This window comes from Luteimonas huabeiensis HB2 (assembly GCF_000559025.1).
Lineage (GTDB): Bacteria > Pseudomonadota > Gammaproteobacteria > Xanthomonadales > Xanthomonadaceae > Luteimonas > Luteimonas huabeiensis.
Genome location: NZ_JAAN01000013.1, coordinates 1 through 21786, shown reverse-complemented (window position 1 = coordinate 21786; position 21786 = coordinate 1). Strand labels below are relative to the sequence as shown.

At 74.0% G+C, this 21786-nt stretch carries 16 protein-coding genes; 3 read left to right on the top strand and 13 right to left on the bottom strand.

Annotated elements, in window-relative coordinates; translation table 11 throughout:
- Window positions 1–34: 34 nt before the first annotated feature.
- Together Z164_RS0103835 and pyrF are read left to right on the top strand one after the other, a co-directional pair.
- Complete coding sequence (locus tag Z164_RS0103835; protein WP_024889419.1) at window positions 35–622, top strand: AAA family ATPase; 588 nt, start codon at window positions 35–37, stop codon at window positions 620–622.
- 10 nt (window positions 623–632) lie between these two features.
- A complete protein-coding gene (gene pyrF / locus Z164_RS0103830) occupies window positions 633–1466 on the top strand; it encodes an orotidine-5'-phosphate decarboxylase (protein ID WP_024889418.1) in 834 nt (277 codons plus the stop codon).
- 44 nt (window positions 1467–1510) lie between these two features.
- Here the strand turns inward: pyrF and def are convergent, their stop codons facing one another.
- The 8 genes from def to Z164_RS0103790 all read right to left on the bottom strand — a co-directional run bounded on the left by def (window position 1511) and on the right by Z164_RS0103790 (window position 11627).
- Window positions 1511–2041: a peptide deformylase gene (gene def / locus Z164_RS0103825; RefSeq protein ID WP_024889417.1), complete on the bottom strand. Its 531-nt coding sequence runs from the start codon at window positions 2039–2041 to the stop codon at window positions 1511–1513.
- Window positions 2038–3225, bottom strand: coding sequence for a nicotinate phosphoribosyltransferase (gene pncB / locus Z164_RS0103820; protein ID WP_024889416.1), 1188 nt, complete (start codon window positions 3223–3225; stop codon window positions 2038–2040). The genes def and pncB overlap by 4 nt, the downstream gene beginning before the upstream one ends.
- Window positions 3226–3613: 388 nt before the next feature.
- Window positions 3614–5368 (bottom strand): M61 metallopeptidase family protein, encoded by a 1755-nt coding sequence (locus Z164_RS0103815; protein ID WP_024889415.1) that lies wholly within the window; start codon window positions 5366–5368, stop codon window positions 3614–3616.
- A gap of 63 nt (window positions 5369–5431) precedes the next feature.
- Window positions 5432–5923: a RidA family protein gene (locus tag Z164_RS0103810; protein ID WP_024889414.1), complete on the bottom strand. Its 492-nt coding sequence runs from the start codon at window positions 5921–5923 to the stop codon at window positions 5432–5434.
- A gap of 79 nt (window positions 5924–6002) precedes the next feature.
- Window positions 6003–7640, bottom strand: coding sequence for a S10 family peptidase (locus Z164_RS0103805; protein WP_024889413.1), 1638 nt, complete (start codon window positions 7638–7640; stop codon window positions 6003–6005).
- Window positions 7637–9097, bottom strand: a complete 1461-nt coding sequence (locus Z164_RS0103800; RefSeq protein WP_024889412.1) for a S10 family peptidase — start codon at window positions 9095–9097, stop codon at window positions 7637–7639. The genes Z164_RS0103805 and Z164_RS0103800 overlap by 4 nt, the downstream gene beginning before the upstream one ends.
- Complete coding sequence (locus Z164_RS0103795) at window positions 9094–10494, bottom strand: MFS transporter (protein WP_024889411.1); 1401 nt, start codon at window positions 10492–10494, stop codon at window positions 9094–9096. The genes Z164_RS0103800 and Z164_RS0103795 overlap by 4 nt, the downstream gene beginning before the upstream one ends.
- A complete protein-coding gene (locus tag Z164_RS0103790; RefSeq protein ID WP_024889410.1) occupies window positions 10491–11627 on the bottom strand; it encodes a pyridoxal phosphate-dependent aminotransferase in 1137 nt (378 codons plus the stop codon). Before Z164_RS0103790 ends, Z164_RS0103795 begins: the two co-directional genes overlap by 4 nt.
- A gap of 62 nt (window positions 11628–11689) precedes the next feature.
- Between Z164_RS0103790 and Z164_RS19950 the strand changes: the two genes are divergently transcribed.
- Window positions 11690–12178, top strand: a complete 489-nt coding sequence (locus tag Z164_RS19950) for an Lrp/AsnC family transcriptional regulator (RefSeq protein WP_043689235.1) — start codon at window positions 11690–11692, stop codon at window positions 12176–12178.
- A gap of 26 nt (window positions 12179–12204) precedes the next feature.
- On the opposite strand, the gene Z164_RS0103770 is transcribed toward Z164_RS19950, so the two are convergent.
- The 5 genes from Z164_RS0103770 to Z164_RS0103750 all read right to left on the bottom strand — a co-directional run bounded on the left by Z164_RS0103770 (window position 12205) and on the right by Z164_RS0103750 (window position 21383).
- A complete protein-coding gene (locus Z164_RS0103770) occupies window positions 12205–13722 on the bottom strand; it encodes a S10 family serine carboxypeptidase-like protein (protein WP_024889407.1) in 1518 nt (505 codons plus the stop codon).
- Window positions 13719–15011: an amidohydrolase family protein gene (locus Z164_RS0103765; RefSeq protein WP_024889406.1), complete on the bottom strand. Its 1293-nt coding sequence runs from the start codon at window positions 15009–15011 to the stop codon at window positions 13719–13721. Before Z164_RS0103765 ends, Z164_RS0103770 begins: the two co-directional genes overlap by 4 nt.
- A complete protein-coding gene (locus Z164_RS0103760) occupies window positions 15008–16213 on the bottom strand; it encodes an amidohydrolase family protein (RefSeq protein ID WP_024889405.1) in 1206 nt (401 codons plus the stop codon). Before Z164_RS0103760 ends, Z164_RS0103765 begins: the two co-directional genes overlap by 4 nt.
- The gene (locus Z164_RS19945) at window positions 16213–18303 is read right to left on the bottom strand and encodes an amidohydrolase family protein (protein ID WP_081770056.1); all 2091 of its coding nucleotides are present in this window, start codon (window positions 18301–18303) and stop codon (window positions 16213–16215) included. The genes Z164_RS0103760 and Z164_RS19945 overlap by 1 nt, the downstream gene beginning before the upstream one ends.
- Before the next feature lie 77 nt (window positions 18304–18380).
- Window positions 18381–21383 (bottom strand): TonB-dependent receptor domain-containing protein, encoded by a 3003-nt coding sequence (locus tag Z164_RS0103750; RefSeq protein ID WP_081770055.1) that lies wholly within the window; start codon window positions 21381–21383, stop codon window positions 18381–18383.
- Window positions 21384–21786 lie beyond the last annotated feature (403 nt).

Below are 21786 nucleotides of genomic sequence, written 5' to 3'. Positions count from 1 at the left end.
GCCCCCGGCGCGCCGGGGGCCGCCGGTACCGGCCATGACCCATCGCATCCACGTCTTCGGCGCGTCCGGCAGCGGCACCACCACCCTCGGCGCCGCGCTGGCCGCGCGCCTGGCGCTTCGCCACGTGGACGTCGACGACGTCTACTGGAAGCGGACCGACCCGCCCTACACCCAGAAGCACACGCCCGCCGAGCGCATCGCGGCGATCGAGCGGCGGATCCGCGACCGCGACGGCTGGATCCTGACCGGTTCGCTGGTGAGCTGGGGCGACGTCTTCGTCGGCCGCTTCACCCTGGCGGTGTTCCTGTCGCTCGACGATGCCGAGCGCATGCGCCGCCTGCGCGCGCGCGAGCGCGCGCGCTACGGCGAGCGCATCGCCCCCGGCGGCGACCTGGCCGAGCACCATCGCGAGTTCATGGACTGGGCCGCCCGCTACGAGACCGCCGGCCCGGAGATGCGCAGCCGCGCGATGCACGAGCGCTGGCTGAAGACCCTGCCCTGCCCGGTGGTCGCGCTCGACGGCGCGCGGCCGGTCGATGCGTCGGTCGATGCCATCGTCGAGGCCCTCCGCGCGCCGTCGCCGGCGGCTCCGCCCGGCGACGGACCCACCGTCGCCACCTGAGGCATTGCCCATGACGCCCACCTTCATGCAGGCGCTGCACGCGCGCTGGCGCGACGCCGGCACCCTGGTCTGCGTCGGCCTCGATCCGGAACCGGCAAAGTTCCCGGCGCGCCTGGCCGGCGACCCGGACGCCGTGTTCGCGTTCTGCCGCGACATCGCCGACGCCACCGCCGAATACGCCTGCGCGTTCAAGCCGCAGATCGCGCACTTCGCCGCGCTGGGCGCCGAGGACGCGCTGGCCCGCCTGATCGCCCACCTGCACGCCGCGCACCCTGGCGTGCCGGTGATCCTGGACGCCAAGCGCGGCGACATCGGCTCCACCGCGCAGCGCTACGCGATCGAGGCATTCGACCGCTACGGCGCCGACGCGGCGACGGTCAATCCCTACCTCGGCCGCGATTCGGTGCAGCCCTTCCTCGACCGCGCCGAGCGCGGCGTGGTGATCCTGTGCCGCACCTCGAACCCGGGCGCCGGCGACCTGCAGGACCTCGCCGTGGCCGCCGACGGCGGCCGCACCCGCCCGCTCTACCAGCACGTGGCCGAGACCGTCGCCCGCGACTGGAACGGCCACGGCAACTGCGCGCTGGTGGTCGGCGCGACCTGGCCCGAGCAGTTGCGCGAGGTGCGCGCGATCGTCGGCGACCTGCCGCTGCTGGTGCCGGGCGTCGGCGCCCAGGGCGGCGACGCCGAGGCGGTGGTGCGCAACGCGCGCAGCGCCGACGGCAACGGCCTGATGGTGAGCTCCTCGCGCGCGATCCTGTACGCCTCGGCCGGCGACGACTACGCCGAGGCCGCGGCCGCCGCCGCGCGCAGCCTGCGCGACACGCTCAACGCCGCGCGCTGAGCGTCAGCCGGCCGGATGCCGGCCGGCGCGCGCCGGCGAACCGATCAGCGCGCGGCCTGCGCGTCGCGCCCGGGAAACAGCACGTCGGCGAAGCCGAAGCGGGCGAAGTCCTCGATCCGCATCGGGTACAGCACGCCCTGCAGGTGGTCGAACTCGTGCTGGATCACGCGGGCGTGGAAGCCCTCGGCCTCGCCGTGCAGCGCGCGACCGTCCGCGTCGAAGCCCTGCCAGCGCACGCGCCGCCAGCGCGGCACCCAGCCGCGCAGGCCGGGGATCGACAGGCAGCCTTCCCAGCCGCTCTCGCGCGCCTCGTCCAGCGGCGCCACGATGGGGTTGACCAGCACCGTGCGCGGCACCGGCGGCGCCTCGGGATAGCGCTCGGCGCGGTCGAAGCCGAACACCATGACCTGCAGGCCCACGCCCACCTGCGGCGCGGCCAGCCCCACCCCGCCGGCCGCGGCCATCGTCTCCCACATGTCGGCGACCAGCGCGCGCAGCGCGTCGTCGAAGGCCTCGACCGGGGCCGCGGGCCGCACCAGCACCGGATCGCCCATGCGCACGATCGGGCGGATCACGGCGCCGCCTCCGCGGGCACGCCGAAGACCTGCCGCAGGTAGGTCAGGTAGCCCGGGTCGTCGCACATGCTCTTGCCGGGCGAGTCGCTGAGCTTGGCCACCGGCTGGCCGTTGCAGCGGACCATCTTGATGACGATGTTGAGCGGGGTCGGGCCGAGGTCGTTGGTCAGGTGGGTGCCCACGCCGAAGGCGACCTGGCAGCGGCCGCGGAAGTGGTCGTACAGGCGCATGACCTTGGCGATGTCCAGCCCGTCGCTGAACACCAGGATCTTGCTCGCCGGATCGACGCGGTTGTCGCGGTAGTGCGCGAGGATGCGCTCGCCCCAGGCGAACGGGTCGCCGGAGTCGTGGCGCACGCCGTCGAACAGCTTGCAGAAGTACATGTCGAAGTCGCGCAGGAACGCGTCCAGCCCGACCACGTCCGACAGCGCGATGCCCAGGTCGCCGCGGTACTCGCGCGCCCAGGATTCCAGCGCCGCGGCCTGCGAATCGCGCAGCCGCGGGCCCAGCGCCTGGAACGCCTGCAGCCATTCGTGCGCCATGGTCCCGTGCGGGGTCATCCCGTACAGGCGCGCGAAGTGCACGTTGCTGGTGCCGACGAACTGCGCGCCGAGCGCCTCGCGCAGCAGCGGCAGCATGTGGCCGTGCCACTGCCGCGAGTAGCGCCGGCGGGTGCCGTAGTCGGCGATCCGGCACTGCTCGAACCCGGGCGCCTCGCGCAGCAGCGCGGCCTTGGCGCGCAGCCGGCGCTCGCCCTCGTCGAAGTCCGGCGCGGTGGTGTTGCGGAACCACACCTCGTTGACGATCGCCAGCAGCGGCACCTCGAACAGGATCGTGTGCAGCCACGGCCCGCGGATGTCGAGCTCGATCTCGCCCGGCACCGTCGCCGAGGGCCGCAGCTCGACGTACTTGCGGTCGAGGTGGAACAGGCCGAGGAAATCCGCGAAATCGGACTTCACGAAGCGCAGGCCGCGCATGTACGCCAGCTCGTCGTCGGTGAAGCGCAGGCTGCACAGGCGGTCGATCTCGCCGTCGATCTGGTCGATCCAGCGCGCCAGGTCGATGCCCGGCGTGCGGCACTTGAACCGATACTCGGCATGCGCGCCCGGGTACTGATGCAGCACCGCCTGCATCATCGTGAACTTGTACAGGTCGGTATCGAGCAGCGACTGGATCACCGGCATGGGGGGGCATCCGGGCGGGGGGCCAACAGACTACGTCCTGGCGCCCCGGGGGCATACCCCGGCGGCACCGGGCGCAATCGCGCCTGCGCCCGCGGAGAGACAGGTCGCTCATCGGCCCTCACCCCTGCCCCTCTCCCGCGAGCGGGAGAGGGGTTCCAGACACACCGCGACCGGTGTCCTTCTCCCGCATTGCGGGAGAAGGTGCCTCGAAGGGGCGGATGAGGGCGCTTTTCCGGCCCCGCCGCTACTTTCTGCCCTCACCCCTGCCCCTCTCCCGCAAACGGAAGAGGGATTCCAGACACGCCGCGACCGGTGCCCTTCTCCCGCATTGCGGGAGAAGGTGCCCCGAAGGGGCGGATGAGGGCGACCTTCGGCCCGCGCGCCGGCTTTACCCCGCAGGCGGGAGTGGGGTGCGACGCGCGCAGTCGGCGTCGGGCACGCCCGGCACGCGCTCCCACTGCCAGGTGTCCACCAGCTCGCCGCGCGGGCGGTAGGCGATCGTGCGCGCCACGCCGTCGCGGCGGACCTGCAGGCTCAGCACGCCGTCCTGGTCGCCCTGGATCGCGTCCTGGCCGACCGGCTGCAGGATCTCGTCGCCGTCGCGCAAGCCCGCCGCCTCGGCGGCGGAGCCGGCCACCAGCCCGCGCACGATGCGCACCGGCTCCACCAGCACCTTCGGCTCGAAGCCGAGCTCGTAGCGCCGCAGCGGCTTCTGCACGCGACGGAAGCAGGGGCCGAAGGCGTCGGAGGCCGGCACCGCCACCCGCCCCTCCAGCATCGCGTGGAACGCGGCCACGCCCGCGTCGCCCAGTTCCTCCTCGATCAGCGCCTCCCAGTCGGCCTGCTCCACCGGCAGGTCCTGCGCGCGGCGCGCGCGCAGCGCCAGCATCAGGTCGTCGAGCGAGCGCGCGCCGCCGGAGGCCTCGCGGATGGCGGCATCGACGTTGACGAAGTACACGTAGCCGCGATCGTAGGGCAGCGTGCGGATCCGGGTGTCCTCCCAGAAGCGGCCGGCGATCTCGCGGTTGGGGGTCTCGGCGAACGGGTTGGTGTAGAAGCGCGCCATCGTGAAGTTGAGATCGCGCAGGTAGGCCTCGGGCGTCACCATGCCGAAGCGGAACGGCAGCTCGCCCTGGTAGAACACCGCCAGGCCCTCGTTGAACCAGGCCGCGCCCAGGCTGTCGTCCATGCCGCGCCCCCGCGCCATCAGCGGCTGGAAGGTGTGGAACATCTCGTGCGAAAGGGTGAAGCGCAGTTCCTCCGGGTCGCTGCCGCGGGTGTCGCCGTAGGTCAGCACGAACGAGCGGTGCATGCCGATGCCGCCGCCGGGGTTGACCTGGTTGCGGCGCATGAACACCCCGTAGGGCGTGGGCGCGGCGTCGAACACCTCCAGGAAGCGTTCGTACAGCGCGCCGCCCCAGGCCATCAGCGCGTCGGCATCGAACGGCGGCGTGCCCTGCCAGGCGGCGAAGAAGCGGTCGGTGGCGCCGTCGCCGGGATAGCGCCCGATCGCGCCGGCCATGAAGAACGCGCTGTCGACCAGGCTGGCCGGCGCGGTCTCGTCCGGGCCCAGGGTGTCGAGGCTGCTCAGGCCCACCGCGCCGGCGGCCAGCGCCGAGAGGTCCCAGCCGGCGCGGATGCGGAACTCGCCGGATTCGGGCCGGAGCAGGAAGGTCGCGCCGCCCGCGGAGACCGCGCCGCCGTCGCCGCGCAGTTCGATCGGCGGCGCCGCGCCGCGCGCGGCCAGCGCGGTCGCGGTGGGCGCCCGGTAGCGCAGCCGCACCGCGCCCTCCGGCGCGCGCGCGGCGAACCAGCGGCGCACGATGGCGGGGTCTTCGCCGGTCTGCTCCAGCCGCAGCGGCAGGCGGCCGCGGGCGTCGTGCGCCTCCAGCCCGTCGAGTTCCGCCGCCACCGTGGGCACGTTGCTGGCCACCAGCGGCATCCGCAGCAGCGGCGCGTCGGCGGCCGGCACGACGCCGTCCAGCGTCATCTCGACCTCGACCGCCTCCACCCGCGCGCCGTCGGCCGAGGGCAGCGGCCGCAGCAGGTAGGCCAGCGTCGGCGGCTGCACGGGCGCCGCCCAGGCCGGCAGCGCCAGCAGCGACAGCACGACGGCGGCGACGATCGGGGGATACCTGGACATGGGGTGCTCTCCTGTTGCTGGGTTGCGAATGCGCGGCATCGCGGCGATGCGCCGGCGGCGGCTTCAGTCGCCGCCGTCGATCGCCAGCTCTCCCTCGATCTCCACCGGGATGTTCCAGGGCAGCTCGGCCATGCCCACCGCGCTGCGCACGTGGCGGCCGATCACCGGCCCGAACACCGCGTGGATCAGGTCCGAGAAGCCGTTGATCACGCTCGGCTGGTCCTGGAAGCCCGGCGCCGAGGCGACCATGCCGAACACCCGGCGCCAGCCGGTGATGCGGTCGAGGTCGCCGATCTCGGCCTGCACGCTGGCCAGCATCGACAAGCCGGTCAGCATGGCCGCATGACGCGCGGCCGCCACGTCCACCTCGGCGCCGACCTTGCCGAACGGCCCGGTCAGACGCCCGTCCGGGCCCTGCGGGCCGTGCCCGGCGATCAGCACCCGCGTGCCCACCCGCTGGGCGAAGGCGAACGGCAGCACCACGCCCGGCGGCGCGACCAGCGGCGGCGGCAACTGCAGGCCGAGTTCGGCCAGGCGCGCGGCGACGCGGCTCATCGGCGCGCTCCGGTCCACGCGATGCCGGCCGCCGGCCCTTCGCGGCGCGGAAGGCGGAGACGACGGCGGCGATCGAAGTTCATGGCGATACTCCCGAGGCGACGAAGTTGCGCACGTCGGCGGCCAGCCGCGCGCGGCTGGCCACGCCCACATAGGGCATGTGGCCCGAGGCATAGGTGCGCAGGGTCACCCGCTCCGGCGCCATGCCCGACAGCGCCACCGCCTGCTCGGCCGCGCCGGTGGTGGTGACCAGATCGTAGTGGCCGGTGGCCACCAGCACCCGCAGCGCGGGGTTGCGGCGCATCGCGGTGGCCAGCGCCAGCGCATGGTTGTCCTGCAGCGGCGGCTGCCCCTTCCAGAACCGCGCATTGACGCGGCGGAACTCGATGGCGTTGTAGGCGCGCCCGGCGGCCACGCCCAGGTGCTCGCGCAGGTGCGTGTGCAGGGCGGCGATGTAGAGCGGCGCGTACTGGCCCATCGCCGGATCGTCGGCGACCGGGTCGCCGCCGGAGGCCGCCAGCGGCAGGACGAAGCGGGCATCGTAGGCGCCGACCTGCAGGCCGTCGGCGCGCAGCAGCTCGCGGCCGAACGCGGCCGCGTCCATGCGCAGGTCCAGTTCGCGCCAGCGCGCGGCCGGGATGCCGGTCAGCGCGGCCAGTTCGGCGGCCACCGCGGCGCGCGCGGACGCGTCCAGCCGCGAGCCCTGGAACAGCGCCTGCAGGTAAGGCCCTTCGGCGAAGGCGCGCGCGCGGGCCACGTGCGCCTCCAGCGTGTCCGCGCGCGGCACCGCGCGGTGGTACCAGGCGGTGGCCGCGTAGCTCGGCAGGCCGGTCACGGCGGCCAGCTCCGGGCCGCGCCGGCTGCCGTCCATCGCCTGCCCCAGCAGCATCACCCCGTTGAGGGCGATGCCGTCCATGCGGCCGCTGGCGGTCGGCCCGCCGGCCAGCAGGCGCGCGACTTCCGCCGCGCGCACGGTGCCGTAGCTCTCGCCCATCAGGTAGCGCGGGCTGCGCTCGCGGCCGTGCCGCCGCAGCCAGTCGCCGATGAAGCGGGCGATCGCCTCGGCGTCCTCGCGCACGCCGAAGACGCGGTCCGCGTTGGCCTCGCCGACCACCCGCGCGAAGCCGGTGCCCGGCGGGTCGATCAGCACCACGTCGGCCACGTCCAACGGCGATTCCGGGTTGTCGACCAGGGCGAACGGCGGCGCGGTGGGCGGGCGGATCTCCTCGTCGCCGGCCTGCGCGCCGTAGTCGGGGCGCTTCGGACCCAGCAGGCCCATGTGCAGCCAGAGCGAGGCCGAGCCGGGGCCGCCGTTGAAGGCGAAGATCAGCGGGCGCTGCGGGCCGGCGCCTTCTTCCAGGTAGGCGATGGCGCCGACCGTGGCGATGGTCTCGCCGTCGTCGCCGACCAGCGGCCACTCCTCCACCACGCTGCGGTAGCGCAGCGCGCGGCCGCCGAAGCGGCCGCGGTGGCGGCGCTCCACGGTGGGCAGCAAGGCGTTGCCGGGCGGCACCACGACGGCCTCGGCGGCAAGCGCCGGCGGCGGCGCCGGCGCGGTCGCGCCGGCGGCGGCCGCGGCCCCGCCGGTCGCGGCGCCCAGCAGCAGGGCCAGCGCGAGCGCCCGCGACGCCGCGCCGGCGCGAGCGGCAGGCGGCGCGCTCCGGCCGGCACCGGCCACGCGATGCGACCGCGGCCGGGCGCTGCGCGCGCGGTTCATGGCGTCCCGCGCACGAAGGCGCGCAGGTCGTCGGCGAACTGCGCCAGGCTCGCCTCGATCGTGTAGGGCATGTGCCCGCCGAGGTAGTACACCGAGCGCACCCGCTCCAGCGGCCAGCCCGAGTGCGCCACCGCGTAGTCGGAGGCGCCGGTGGTGGTGGCGGTGTCGTGGTGTCCGTGCGCCATCACCACCCGGAAGTCCGGGTTGGCCGCCATCACCTCGCGGATCCAGTCCATGTACGGCCAGTCGCCGAACGGCGAGCGGCCGCCGCCCCAGTCCCAGGCGTCGATGCCGCCGACGTCGGCGGCGTTGCGGTAGGCGCTCGCGTCCTCCACCCCGAACTGCGTGCGCAGCAGATCCTCCAGCCCGCGGCGGAAGGCCGGCGCGGTGACGCCGGAAGGATCGGTCGCCGCCGGCGAGGACCGCGCCGGGTCCGGCGGGCCGGCGTAGCGCGCGTCGTACACGCCCAGCACCAGGCCCTGGTCGCGCAGCAGTTCCACCCGCTGCTCGTCCTTGGTCAGCTTGAGGTCCTCGCGCAGCAGCACCTCGGCGTCCACGCCGGTGTAGGCCTGCAGCCGGCGGGCGATCCGGCGCTTCTCGTCGGCGGGCAGGAACTGGCCCTGGAACAGCGCGGTCAGGTACTCGGTGCGCGCCCATTCGCGTACCTCGTCGAGCCAGGGCTCGAACGCCAGGCCGCCGGTCTCGGCGCGGCCGTGGTGCCAGGCGATCGCCGCCACCGTCGGCAGCGAGACCACGTAGCTGACGATGTTGGCGTCGCGCTGGGCGTACTCGATGATGTTGAGCGCCTGTCCCAGCAGGAACACGCCGTCGATGCGCATCGGCGCGTCGCGCACCTGCATCTGGTGCGCGGCCGCGGCCGCGCGCAGGGTGCCGTAGCTCTCGCCCAGCAGGTACTTCGGCGAGGCCTCGCGCCCGTGCCGCCGCGACCACGCCTCGATCATCAGCACCAGTTGCCGCGCATCGGCCTGGATCGAATGGAAATGCGCGGGATCGGTACCCTCGACCACCCGGCTGAAGCCGGTGCCGGCCGGGTCGAACAGCACGACGTCGGCGACGTCGAGGATGGCGTAGGGGTTGGGCACCACCTCGAAGCCGGCCGGGTCGGCGCCCAGGTCGTCGGGGAAGGCCACGCGCCGCGGCCCGAGCGCGCCGGCGTGCAGGTACAGCGAGGCCGAGATCGGCCCGCCGTTGAAGGCGAACAGCACCGGGCGCGCCGCATCGGCGCCGGCGGCCACGTGGCTCATCACCACCAGGTCGGCGGCCGCCTCGCCGTCGCGCACGCGGATCGTCTCGATCCGCGACGCGTAGCGCACCGGGGTACCGCCGAAGGTGCCGGTGTGTTCGCGCTGCGCGTCGGCCGGCGTGGCGGCCTGCAGGGCGGCGGCCGGCAGCCAGGCGGCGAGCAGGAGCAGGCAGGTCGAGGCGAGCGTCTTCATCGTGCGGGGTCCTCCGGGACGGGCGGCGTGCGGGCGGAAGGCGTCGTCGCGCGGCGCGCGGCGAGCTCGCGCTGGATCTGGGCGAAACGCGCGGCGCTGAGGTCGTAGCGGCCGACCAGCCACCAGGCCACCAGCAGCGAGGCCGCCGGCAGCGCGGCGAAGCCCCAGCGCAGGCCGGTCACCACGGATTCGGGGTGCTGCTCGGCGCCGGCCTGGTAGCCCAGCACCACCAGCGCCAGGCTGGCGACGAAGCCGCCCAGCGCCATGCCGGTCTGCTGCACGAAGATCCAGGCGCCGTAGATCGTGCCCTCGCGGCGCGCGCCGCTGTTGAGTTCGTCGTACTCCACGGTGTCGGGCACCATCGCGTTGGGCAGCAGCTCGGCGGCGGCGTTGAACGCGCCGTGCGCGACCATCAGCAGGTACAGCGCCCACACCGCGCCCGGCGGCACCAGCCCGGGCGACAGCCAGCACAGGATCAGGCCGAGGTAGGCGATGCGGCAGGCCTCGCGCTTGCCGATGCGCGCGCCGATGCGCGCCCACACCGGGGTCAGCACCACGCTGGTCAGCGCGCCCACCGGGTACAGCACGCCCATCAGCGCCGGCGACTGCCCGTGCACCACGGTGATGAAGTAGATCAGCAGCGCGCTGAAGGCGACGCTGCCCATGTTGCCGAACAGGTAGGCCAGCGCCAGCACCCCCAGCGGCCGGTTGCGCTTGAGCGTCTCCCACTGCTCGCGCAGGCGCATCGTCTGCGGCTGGAAATCGACCGCCGGCGCGCGCGCGGTGGCGAAGAACGCGACCACGCCCGAGACCAGGATCAACCCGCCGAACGCCAGCCCGATCCAGCGGTAGCCCTGCGCGGGCGTGCCGGCCGCCTCCAGCAGCAAGGGCGCGCCGGCGATGGCCAGCAGCACCGCGATGCGCGCGGCCATCTCCTTGTAGCCGATCAGCTTCAGCCGCTCGTCGTAGTCGCGGGTCATCTCCGGCGCCATCGCCGAGTACGGCACGTGGTACAGGGTGACGCCGGTGTTGACCGCCAGGTAGATCGCCACGAACCACAGCGCGGTGACCGTGGGATCGGCGCGGACCGGCAGCGCGAACATCGCCGCGAACGCCGCGCCCCACAGCAGCGCGCCGGCCAGCAGGTAGGGCCGCCGCCGGCCCCAGCGCGAACGCGTGCGGTCGGAGATCGCGCCCATCAGCGGATCGGTGACCACGTTCCACACCCGCGGCAGCAGCAGCACCAGCCCGGCCAGGCTGGCGGACACGCCGTGGCCCTCGGTGAGGTAGTACATCAGGTAGATGCTGACGATGGCCATGTGCGAGGCCAGCGCGAACTGGCCGAACGCCCAGCCGAACTTCGGCACCGCGCCCAGGGCGGGCGAGCCGCGGGTCATCGCGGCCGCTCCCGCCAGGCGCGCAGCGCGACCTCGAGCCGGTCCAGGCCCTCGGCCACGTCGGCGCTGCCGCGGCCGAAGCCGATCCGCAGGTGGCCGGGCCGGCCGAACAGGCGGCCCGGCGCCACCGCCAGCGCCTGGGTCTGCCAGGCGAAGACGCTGAAGTCGTCGTCGCCGCCACCCTCGGGCAGGCGCGGGAAGCCGATGCAGCCGGTGGCCGGGAGCTGCGCGTGGAGCAGCCCCGCGCGCTCCAGCTCCGCCAGCCGCGCCTGGACCTGCGGGCGCGCGGCGGCGAGCACGCCGCGCCAGTGCGCCTCGAACGGCGCCGGGTCTTCCAGCACCCGGGCGGCGATGGCATGGGTCAGCCGCGACGCGCCGTTCTCCAGCCGGCCGTAGGCCTGCGCGATCGCCGCGTGCACGGCCGCGCCGGTGGCGATCCAGCCGCACTTGAGCGCATGCAGCCCGTACAGCTTGCTGAGGCTGCCGACGCTGGCGAACCACGGCGAATCGTGCGCGGCCAGCGTCTGCGGCGCGTCCTCGTCGCCGAAGCCCGCATAGACCTCGTCGAACAGCACCGGCACCCGGCGCGCCTCGGCCACCGCCGCCAGCGCCCGGCGCGCGGCGCGGTCGAGCACGAAGCCGGTGGGGTTGTTGGGGTTGGTCAGCAGCACCAGCCGGGTCTGCGGACCGATCGCGGCGTCGAGCGTCTCCGGCGCGATGGCGCCGGTCGCGGGAGCGCGGTCGAGCCAGTCCACTTCGGCGCCGGTGCTGCGCGCCACGTCGGCCAGCAGCTCGAAGTACGGCCGCTCCACCAGCACCCGCGCGCCGGGGCCCAGCAGCGCCGCGCACACGATCTGCACGCCGGCCGAGGCCCCCGCGGTGGCGAACAGGCGCTCGGCCTCGATGGCGTAGCGGCGCGCGAGCGCGTCGAGCACCCGCGGGTTGCCGCGCGGGAAGGTGCTGCGGTAATGCCCTCCGGGGTCGAGGTCGAGCGATGCGACCAGCCCCTGCAGCAGCGCGGTGGGCTCCTCGATGGAACTGTCGAACAACGGGTTGCTTCCGGGGCGGGCCTGGCAGGCCGCCACCATATCCCGGACCCACTGCGCGTAGGACGCGGCCGGCGGCGCGCTCATGCGTGGGCTCCGGTTTCGTATGATCGGAACATCCCGTCGACGCAGCCAGGAGCCGCCCCGCGATGTCCCCGTCCGCCGACGTCCGTCTCGACCAGCACGACCTGCGCATCCTCGACGCCCTGCAGCGCCAGGGCGACATCACCATGATGGAGCTGGCCGAGCTGGTGCACCTGTCGCACTCGCAGTGCTCGCGCCGCATCAAGCAGCTGCGCGCCGCTGGCCTGATCCGCGGCTACGCCGCGCTGCTGGAGCCGGTGCGGCTCGGTCTTGGATTGAAGTGCTATGTGCATGTCCGTCTGCGTCACAACGCGGATCCGGCCCCGGCCTTCCGCGAACTGGTGGAGGGATGCCCCGAGATCCTCGAGTGCGCGATGGTCACCGGCGACGGCGACTTCCTGATCAAGACCGTCACCCGCGACCTGGACCACTTCCGCGAGATCCTCGGCCGCGTGGCCGGCTGCGGCGAGGTCTCGGACATGCGCAGCTCGATCGTGGTCGAGGAACTCAAGGCCAGCACCGCGCTGCCGCTGTCGGCCTACCGCGCCGGCTGAGCGGCGCCGGCCGCGCGCGGCCGCGCTCACGGCGCGCCTCCGATCAGCGCGCGCAGGTCGGCGAAGGAACGCGGCCGCGCCTCGCGGTCGGCGTGCACCGCGTGGCCGGCGGGATAGCGCACGATGGCGAAGCGCGGCCCGGGCAGGCCCGCCGCCTCGAACGCGCGCACCGGTTCCAGGTAGGGCACCGACAGGTCGTAGTAGCCCACCGCCACCCGCACCCGCAGCCCGGGCGCGCGCGCCAGCAGACCGTCGAGCACCGTGGCCGTGGACGCGCCCGCCCACGCCGGCCAGGTCCAGTCCCAGGCGCCGTGCGCGGCCAGCGACAGGCGCACGTAGTCGCCCTCGCCGGCCGGCCGGTAGCCGATCTCGTGGCGCAGGTAGTGCCGCCAGGCCGCATCGAGGTCGTAGCCGAGGGTGTAGGGGGAGGTGGCGGGATCGTCGTAGGGCGGCTGCCGGGTGCGGGTCAGCGCCAGCGGTGCGTGCAGCCGCGTATCGGCGGTGCCGATGCGCTCGCCGCGCGCGGCCAGCAGGCCGGTCTGGAACGCGAGCGGCGCCACGCAGCCGCCGGCCTCGGCCACCTGCTCGCGCGGCAGGCCGATGTCGGCGGCGATGCGGGCGTGGTCGTCGGCATCGAAGCGCTCGCGCGCGGCGAGGAAGGCCTCGACGTCGGCCGCGATCTCGGCGGGCGCGCGCCCGGCCTGCGCACCGATGCCGTGGAACGCGGCGGTCTGCGCGTACACCGCCAGCCGCGCCCGGCAGCGGGCATGGTCGCGGCGCGCCTGCGCCGCGGCGTCGGCGGCGTCCGCGCGCGGGCCGCCAATGGAGGGCGAGACCAGCAGCAGGCCGCGCAGGTCCAGGTCCGGCATCGCCTCCAGCAGGCGCTGCGCGGCCAGCGGCACGCGGATGCCGGCGTAGCTCTGGCCGACCAGCAGCACCGGATCGCGCTCGCGGCCGTGCCGGCGCAGCCAGGCGGCGACGAAGCGCGCGGCGGCCTCGGCGTCCTGCGCCACGCCCCAATAGCCGGCGCCGGCGCCTTCGCGCAGCACGCGGCTGTAGCCGGTGCCCACCGGGTCCACGAACACCAGGTCGGCGATGTCGATCGGGCTGTCGGGATTGTCGATGCTGCCGCGCGCCTCGGCCCGCTCCGGCGCGGCGCCGGGCGTGCGCGGCGCGAAGGTGGCATGCAGGCCGACCGCGGCGCTGCCCGGCCCGCCGTTCCAGAAGAACGCCACCGGGCGCGCGCGGCCGGCATCGCCGGCGCCGGCGTCGTCGGGCGCCGCGAGGTAGGCGGTGGAGAACATCGTCGCCTCGATGCCGCCGTCGGCGGCGGCCATCGGCAGTTCCTCGGCGACGACCTCGACCGTGCGCGCCGGCGCGTTCGCATGCCCCGGCCAGGTCCAGCGCGCGCGCGCCGGTTCCGGCAGCGCATCGCCCGCACGGGCAACGGCCGCGCAGGCCAGCAGGCCCGCCAGCAGCGCACCCGCCGCCAGCAGGCCCGACGCCGCGCGCCCGCCATGCCCGTTCGCCGCGACGCCGCTCACCGCCGGCCTCCAGCGCGGTAGCGATCGCGCAGCCGGCTCTGGTAGCTGTCCAGCGGCACCTCGCGCCCGTCCACGAACACGTGGCGCACCTCGCTGGTCGGCTCCAGCGGGTCGCCGGTGGCCACCACCACGTGCGCGCGCTTGCCCGCCTCCAAGCTGCCCATCTCGTCGTCCACGCCCCAGATCCGTGCCGGCGCCAGCGTCAGCGCCTGCAGCGCGGCATCGGGATCGAGGCCGTAGCCGGTGGCCAGGCCGGCGAGATACGGCAGGTTGCGCATCTGCGCCATGCGCGGGTAGCCGAAGCGACGGATCTGCGAGACCCCGCCCGAGGAGAACGCGAACGGGATGCCGCGCGCGGCCAGTTGCGCGGGCACGCGGAAGTGGGCGTCGTAGCGCTGGTCCTGGCGCGGCAGCAGCTGGATTGGGCCGAGCACCACCGGTACCCCGGCCGCGGCGATGGCGTCGAACTGGTCCTCGGCATCGAGGACGTCGGACAGGATCAGCGCGAGGCCGAACTCGCGCGCCAGCGCCAGCGCCAGGCGCACGTCCTGCGAGGACGTGGCCGAGATCACCACCGGCTGCTCGCCGCGCAGCGCCGGGGCCAGCGCATCGAGCTTCGGGTCCGGCTTGGCGCGGGCGCGCGCGTCGTCCAGGCGGACGCGGCCGTCGGCGAGCAGCTGCCGCAGCCGCGCGGCCACGCCCATGCGCGTGGCCGGCGCGCCGGTGCCGCCCACGCGCTCGCTCACGTTGAGGTGCAGCGCCAGCGGCGAGCGCACGATGTGCCCGCGGTCGTCGGCCGCCAGCCGCACCAGCGCGCTCTGGCCGGTCGCCGGCAGGCTGTCGCCGGGCGCGACCACTGCGTGGGTGATGCCGTTGGCGCGCACGACCTCCAGGTGCGCGGAATCGGGATTGAAGGCATCCGCCACGCGCCCCTGCGGAAACAGCGGCGCCGAGCTTTCGAGCACGTCGTGGGCGGCGAACTCCATGTCGCGCTCGGCCAGGCCGAGGCTGGTCTCGGAGTCGATCAGGCCCGGATAGACGACGAGCCCGGCGCCGTCGATGCGGCGCGCGCCCGCCGGCACCGCGACCGCGTCGGCCGGGCCCACCGCCGCGATGCGGCCGTCGTCGCCGATCACCAGCGTCCCGGATGCGATCGCCGGCGAGGACACCGGCAGGATCCGCGCGCCGACGATCGCGGTGGAGGCGGCCGCCGCAGGCAGGCCCGCGGTCGCCACGGCCGACGCAAGACCGAGCAGCGCGGCGGCCCATCGCGGGCGCAGCCGGCTCACGGCCCCACCTCGGCATCGGCGCTGGCGCGATCGAAGTAGCGCCGGCCGTCGATCCAGACCTGTTCCACCCGCGCCGCGGCGCTGAACGGATCGGCGTTCCACAGCACCAGGTCCGCCTCCTTGCCGGCTTCGATCGAGCCGATGCGGTCCTCCAGGCCGAGAACCCAGGCCGCCTCGCGGGTGATCGCGCGCAGCGCCTGCTCGCGGCTGGCGCCGTAGCGCACCGCCTTGGCGGCCTCGTGGTGCATGCGCCGGGTGATGTCCACCGAATCGCTGTGCAGGGCCACGCGCACGCCCTGCTCCAGCAGCATCGGTCCGTTCCACGGGATCGCGTCCCAGGCCTCGGCCTTGACCCCGAACCAGTCGCTCCACACCACCGCCGCGATCCCGGCCTGCGCCAGTTGCGGGCCGATCTTGTAGGCCTCGGTGGCGTGGTGGAAGGCGCGGATGGTGAAGCCCGCCTCGCGCGCGATGGCGATCAGCGCTTCCATCTCGCCGGCGCGGTAGGCGTGGATGTGGGCGTAGGCGCGGCCGGCCTGCAGCTCGCGCAGGATGCGGTCGGCCTCGTCGCCGCGGTCGTCCTCGCCGGCGGTGCGCAGCGCGGCGAAGCGTTCGCGCAGCGCCGCGGCCGTGCCCATGCGCGAGGCCGGGGCACGGCCCTGGCCGCCGTGGACGCGGATGGGGTTCTCGCCGATCGCGAACTTCACCGCCATCGGCGCGTCGGCCACGACCATGCGCTCCAGCGGCTCGCCGATGCGGTTCTTGACCACCGCGCCCTGCCCGCCGATCAGGTTGGCCGAGCCGGGCAGGATCAGCTGGGTGGTGATGCCGCCGGCGATGGCCAGCGCGAACTCGCGGTCGCGCGGGTCGAGGGTGTCGACGATGCGCACCTCCGGGGTGAACGCCGCGGTCGATTCGTTGTTGTGGCCGCCGGTGGCCAGGTGCGAATGCGGATCGACGATGCCGGGGGTGAGCCAGCGCCCGCGCGCATCCAGCTCCGGGGTGCCTTCGGGCACCGCTAGCGCCGTGCCGACGCCGGCGATGCGCCCGTCGCGCACCCAGACGTCGGCGGTCTCCAGCGTGCCGGCCTCACCGGCGGTCATCACCGTGGCGCCGCGCAGCACCAGGTCCTGCGCCGCCGCGGGCGCGGCGGCCAGCGCGAGCAGCAGCGCGGCGACGGCGGCGCGTGGGCGCGCGCGCATCAGCGCACCCGCACTGCTGCGGCCACGAACGGCCGCACGCCCAGCGCCTCGTAGATCGCCGCCGGCTGGTAGACCTGGCCGGCGCGCGAGACCAGGCGCACCTGGCGGATGGCGTTGATGTCCTGCAGCGGGTCGCCGGGCACCAGGAAGAAGTCCGCCGCCTGCCCCGGCGCCAGCGTGCCGTACTCGTCGGCGCGCCCCAGGTACTCGGCCGCGCCGATGGTCCCGGCGCGCAGCGCGGCGGCGTTGCCCAGCGCGCGCGCGTACAGCTCGATCTCGCGATGCACGGTGAAGCCGGTGCCGTCGTCGGTGCCCGGCAGCAGCCGGATGCCGTGCGCGTGGAGCAGCGCCATCGCCTCGATCATCTTCTCCAGCGCGGCGTGGTAGGCGCGGTCGGTCTCCGGGGTCAGCTCCGGCACGTAGGTGCGGTAGCGGAAGCGGCGGTAGCTGACCGGCATGTGGTCGAGGAAGTGCTCGCCGCCCGGGGACATGCCCGATACCAGCGCGCGGTCGGCCGCGCCGCCGCCGGCGCGGCTGAGCATCAGCCGCTCCAGGATCACCGCGGTGGTGTCGAGCGCGGTGCCGCGCTCGCGCATCAGCGCCAGCGTGCGCGCCACCCGCGGCGAGCTGCGCAGGTCGAGATCGGCCAGGCGCGCCATCGCGGTCAGCCGCAGCGGGGTCCGGGTGTCCTCGCCGTCTTCCAGCACCCAGCCCAGCGCCAGCTGGTTGAAGTGCGCGATCTCGTCGAAGCCGGCCTCGATCATCGCATCGGGCGTGGCGAAGGCGGGCACGTGCCCGGTGACGCCCAGGCCCAGCCGGTGCGCCTCGTCCGCGATCGCCGGGATCCACTCCGGGTTCATCGAGTTGTAGATCTTGATCTGCCAGAACCCGTCGCGCGCATAGTCGCGCACCGCCTGCAGCGCCTCCTCGAGCGTGTCGGCGACCACGCCGTTGCGCGCCGAGTACGGGCTGCGGCCTTCGAGGAACCCGTTGCGCACGATGCGCGGGCCGGCCAGCTCGCCGGCCTCGATGCGCCACATCAGGTCCGCGAGGCGGCGGTTGTCGTTGCCCATGTCGCGGATCGTGGTCACGCCCGCGGCCAGGTACCACCAGCCGGTCTCGATGGAGGTGTGCGCGTGCATGTCGTGCAGGCCGGGCAGCAACGTGCCGCCCTCGCCCTCGTAGACCGCCAGCGCCTCGTCCAGCGGCGCATCGGCGGCCAGGACCGCGTCGATCCGCCCGTCGCGCACGACCACGGTGGCCGGCGCCGACAGCGCGCCCGCGCGCGCGTCCAGCAGGCGCACGTCGCGCACCGCGAACCCGGCCTCGTGACGGGCGGCCAGCCGCCGCTGCAGCGCGAGGTTGCGGGCGGTCTCGGCGTCGTCGACCGCCGCGCGCAGCGCCGCGGCCAGGTCCTCCTCGCCTTCGCGGATCGCGGTGCCGCTGCTGCCGAGCACGGCGAACGCGGCGCCGTCGCGATCGAGCACCAGGTACTCCGGCGCCAGGTCGAGGCCGACGATGCGCACCAGCGACAGGCCCTCGCCGATGCCGGGCAGCGCGGTCACCTCCTCGCGCCGCAGGCGGCCGCCGGGCACGACGTCGATGGCTTGCCCCGGCTGCGCGCGCAGCAGGCGCTCGTAGACGATCAGCGCCCAGGGGCTGGCGTCGTTGACCACGTACAGCGGCGGCGCCTCGGCGGCGGTCTCGCCGCTGTCGGCCTGGCTGTACCAGGACGCCCGGCCGTCCTCGTAGCGGTAGCGCTCCTCCACCGGCCCGCCCATCAGCGAGGTGCCGTCGATCTCCCAGGCCAGCGGCCCCCCCGCCTCCGACAGCCGCAGCGTCTCGCGGTGCTTGGGGCCGCGGCCGTTGTTGTCGACGTGGAAGTCGACGCGCAGCGCGTCGCCGTCGGCCTCGGCGCGCAGGTGGCCGACCGTCTCGCCGTTGGCGACCATCGTGTAGCGCGCCGGCGCCAGCTGCGCGGACGCGCCGGCGTCGCCCGCGCGCTCGGGCGCGCACGCGGCCAGCAGGGCGAACAGGACCGCCGGCAGGATCGGCCCGGCCAGGCGGCGGAAAGCGGGAAAGGGGCGCATCGGTGTCTCCGGGATGTGTCCCGCCGCCCGCCGGCGGCGGCCGGCGCGGGCGGCGGGGCCGCACGGGCGGCGAGCGGTCAGAAGCGGTAGTTCAGGCCGGCGAAGTAGTAGCGGCCGATCACGTCGGACAGGTCGTTGTAGGCGCCCGCGCCCACCGCGATGTTGATCGGCGGCTCGCGGTCGAAGACGTTGTTGACGATGAACCGGAAGCTCAGCCGGTCGTTGAAGGCGTACTGCACCGAGGCGTCGTGCTTGATCGTGCTCGGCACGCCGAGGATGTCGCGCGTCTCGCGGGTGTAGCTGTGGTCGTAGACGATGCCGTCGTACCACTGCGCGTTCCAGTTGACCGTCAGCGGGCCGCGCTCCCAGCGCGCGTTGAAGCGCGCCTGGTATTCCGGCGTCGGGCCGACCAGCGAGCTCGACAGCAGGCCGGTGCCGACCGCGTCGTACTCGTCGAAGCCCAGGCCGGAGACCGAGATCATCAGCTTGCGCATCTTCATCACGTTCAGCCCCAGGTCCAGGGTGCCGAACCGCTCGCCGATGGGCAGCCGGTAGTTGGCGGCGAAGCTGGTCGCGCCGAAATCGACGTAGCCGGCGTTGGTGTAGCCGACCTGCATCGAGCCCTGCACGATCTGCCCGTCCGGCCCGCGCTGGAAGTTGCCGCAGTACGCGTTGGGCTGCGGCTGGTCGTAGCAGGCCTGCATGGTCGATGCGGCATCGAAGTAGGAGATCGCGTCCTCGATCTTCATCTCCACGTAGTCCACCACCAGCGACAGGCCGGGGATGCGCGACGGGGTCCAGACCACGCCGGCGGTCCAGGATTCGGCCTGCTCGTTCTTCAGCTCGGCGTTGCCGCCGGTGTACATCTCGGTCGGCACGTTGGTGATCAGCGAGTTCAACGGCGCGTTGGGGTCCAGGCCCAGCGCGGCGAGCTCGGCGCGGCAGTTGGCCGCGCGCGTGCCGGCGTTGGCGCCGGTGTTGATGTAGCGCGCGTCGCACGGATCCACGCCGGTGCCGGTGGTCATCGAGCGCGGCAGGAACAGCTCGTACAGGCTGGGCGCGCGGAAGGTCTTGTTCCAGGTGCCGCGCACGGTGAACTCGTCGAAGAAGGTCAGCCGCAGGCCCGCCGACGCGGCCTCGTTGTCGCCGGCCAGCGAGTTGTCCACCGCGCGGTAGGACGCGTCGAACTCCAGCCCGGTGATCGGGCCGAGGCCGAAACCGTCGCCGAACACCGGCACCAGCACCTCGCCGTAGAACTCGTTGGTGTCGTACTCGCCGCGCATCGCCGCCACCGGCGCGCTGCGGCCCAGCCCGCGGGCGGAGGTCTCGTAGGGGCGGTAGTCGGAGAACTCCTTGCGGTACTGCCAGCCGGCCACCACGTTCAGCGGCCCCGCCGGCAGTTCGAGCAGCTCGCCGCCGAGGTTGGCCTGGTAGTCGTTCTGGCGGGTCTCGTAGCTGGCGCCGAACACGCCGGTCACGTAATCGCGCGCCGCCTGGCTGGCCAGGCCGATGCCGAACAGGTTGAGCGGCGCGCAGCCGCTGCCCGGATCGGTCAGCGCGACCCGGCAGACGATGTTGCCGGCGTCGTCGCGCACCGCGTCGATGGCCTCGAGCCAGTTCTTCTGCAGGATGCCGAAGCTGTTGAAGCTGCCCTCGTTGCGGCCGAAGTTCGCCGCCGCGTTCCAGTAGAAGTAGCGGCCGGCGGCCTCGAAGTTGCCGTCCAGCGCGAGCACGCCGCGCTGGGTCTTGCTGCGGCTGCCGACGCCGGAGCCGGGCAGGATGTCGGTGTGGAAGCGCGACAGCCAGAAGCTCTCGACACCGTTGGCGACCAGCAGATCCCGCGCCTGATCGCTCAAAAACGGGTTGTCGATGCCGAAGCGCAGCGCGCCGTTGGGCTGGGTGGTGAGCAGGGCGGAGTTGTAGGCGCCCTGGTTGATCGGCTCGAACGCGCTCATCTCCGCGCCCATCGCCTCGGCGCTCAGGCGGATGCGGTCGGTGAGGTCGAAATGGCCCAGCGCGGTCAGCACGTGGCGCTCGACCGGCGTGCGCACCGAGGTGAACTCGGAGATCTTCAGGCCCTCGCCGCCGAAGGCGTAGGCCGGCTGGACGTAGTCGCCCACGTCGTAGGGCACCAGCTGGCCGGCGCCGTCGAAGCGCACCGGGCCGCCGCCGATGTTGAGCCGGAACTGCGCCAGCGGCGCCGGCGCCACGTACAGCGTGCCGCCCTCCGGGTGCTCGGACATGCGGTGGTCCTCGCGGCCGATCGAAGCCGGGATGCCGTCGTTGTCGGAGGTGTTGGCCGGATTGGGCGCGAAGGTGAAGCCGCGCGAGGTCCAGCGGCGATCGCTGGCCACCAGCGCGCCGGACTTGGACCAGTCCAGGTTCATGACCAGGCTGCCGCGGCCGTCGGCGAACTCGGTGCCGCCGGTCAGGCTGAAGGCGTGGCGCTCGTAGTCGCCGCGATCCGACAGCCCGGTCTGCGCATCGAGCTCCACGCCGTCGAAGCGGGTCTTGAGGATGATGTTGACCACGCCCGCCACCGCGTCCGAGCCGTACACCGCCGAACCGGTGGCCTGTACCACCTCGATGCGGTCGATCAGGCTGGCCGGGATGTTGTTGAGATCGACCTGGTTGCCGCCCTGCCCGCCGCCGGCGGCGTTGGAGCCGACGAAGCGGCGCCCGTTGACCAGGGTCAGCGTGCGCTCGGACCCCAGGTTGAACAGATTGATGAACTGCTTGCCCGTCTGCGCCCCGTCCTGGTCGCCGGCATCGCTCAGCGAGCCGATCACCTGCGGCAACTGGTTCACCGCCTCGGCCGCGTTGGTGAAGCCGCGCTCCAGGAACACCTCGCCGTCGATCACGTCGATCGGCTGCGCTGTATCGGTGTTGGCGCTCTGCCGCTGGATCCGCGAGCCGGTGACCTGCACGGTGTCGAGGGTGTGCGCCGCACCGGCCGCCGGCGCGTCCTGCGCGAGGACGGGCGCCGCCAGCGACGACGCGCCGAGCGCGAGGGCCATGCGGATCGATCGGGACAGGCGGGCGGCGGGCGGTGCGGGGCGGGCGTGGACGGGCGCGGGCATGCGGGACTCCTGGCTTGGTGATGGAGCAAGCGGGGGACGCCCTGCATGGTATTGAGCATTCCGAGGCGATCGGTTGCGAAATGACAACGCTTCAAGCGGTCAGGTGACACTTTTTTTGCGCGCTCGTCGTGATTTCGACGATTTCTTCACGCCAAGCGAAATCCATCGCCGCATCCGCTGCCGGTGGGCGCGACGCCCGCCATGCTGAATGCGCGATGAGCCGAGCCGGCCGGCTCGCCGATACGCGTTGTCGGGGCCGGGCCTCCACGGCGGTGCTGGCGATAGCGGCTGGCGGCCAGGACGTATCGGCACTCGACCTGCAACGTCGAAACCGTCCTCTCCCACGGTCGGGCCCATGTCGTCCCTTCTCCCGCAAGCGGGGCCATATCGTCCCTTCTCCCGC

Excerpts from the sequence above, each read along its gene's own strand:
- Z164_RS0103835 (WP_024889419.1), top strand. The coding sequence starts at position 35 with ATGACCCATCGCATCCACGTCTTCGGCGCGTCCGGCAGCGGCACCACC.
- pyrF (WP_024889418.1), top strand. The coding sequence starts at position 633 with ATGACGCCCACCTTCATGCAGGCGCTGCACGCGCGCTGGCGCGACGCC.
- pncB (WP_024889416.1), bottom strand. The coding sequence starts at position 3,225 with ATGCCGGTGATCCAGTCGCTGCTCGATACCGACCTGTACAAGTTCACG.
- Z164_RS0103815 (WP_024889415.1), bottom strand. The coding sequence starts at position 5,368 with ATGTCCAGGTATCCCCCGATCGTCGCCGCCGTCGTGCTGTCGCTGCTG.
- Z164_RS0103810 (WP_024889414.1), bottom strand. The coding sequence starts at position 5,923 with ATGAGCCGCGTCGCCGCGCGCCTGGCCGAACTCGGCCTGCAGTTGCCG.
- Z164_RS0103805 (WP_024889413.1), bottom strand. The coding sequence starts at position 7,640 with ATGAACCGCGCGCGCAGCGCCCGGCCGCGGTCGCATCGCGTGGCCGGT.
- Z164_RS0103800 (WP_024889412.1), bottom strand. The coding sequence starts at position 9,097 with ATGAAGACGCTCGCCTCGACCTGCCTGCTCCTGCTCGCCGCCTGGCTG.
- Z164_RS0103795 (WP_024889411.1), bottom strand. The coding sequence starts at position 10,494 with ATGACCCGCGGCTCGCCCGCCCTGGGCGCGGTGCCGAAGTTCGGCTGG.
- Z164_RS0103790 (WP_024889410.1), bottom strand. The coding sequence starts at position 11,627 with ATGAGCGCGCCGCCGGCCGCGTCCTACGCGCAGTGGGTCCGGGATATG.
- Z164_RS19950 (WP_043689235.1), top strand. The coding sequence starts at position 11,690 with ATGTCCCCGTCCGCCGACGTCCGTCTCGACCAGCACGACCTGCGCATC.
- Z164_RS0103760 (WP_024889405.1), bottom strand. The coding sequence starts at position 16,213 with ATGCGCGCGCGCCCACGCGCCGCCGTCGCCGCGCTGCTGCTCGCGCTG.
- Z164_RS19945 (WP_081770056.1), bottom strand. The coding sequence starts at position 18,303 with ATGCGCCCCTTTCCCGCTTTCCGCCGCCTGGCCGGGCCGATCCTGCCG.
- Z164_RS0103750 (WP_081770055.1), bottom strand. The coding sequence starts at position 21,383 with ATGCCCGCGCCCGTCCACGCCCGCCCCGCACCGCCCGCCGCCCGCCTG.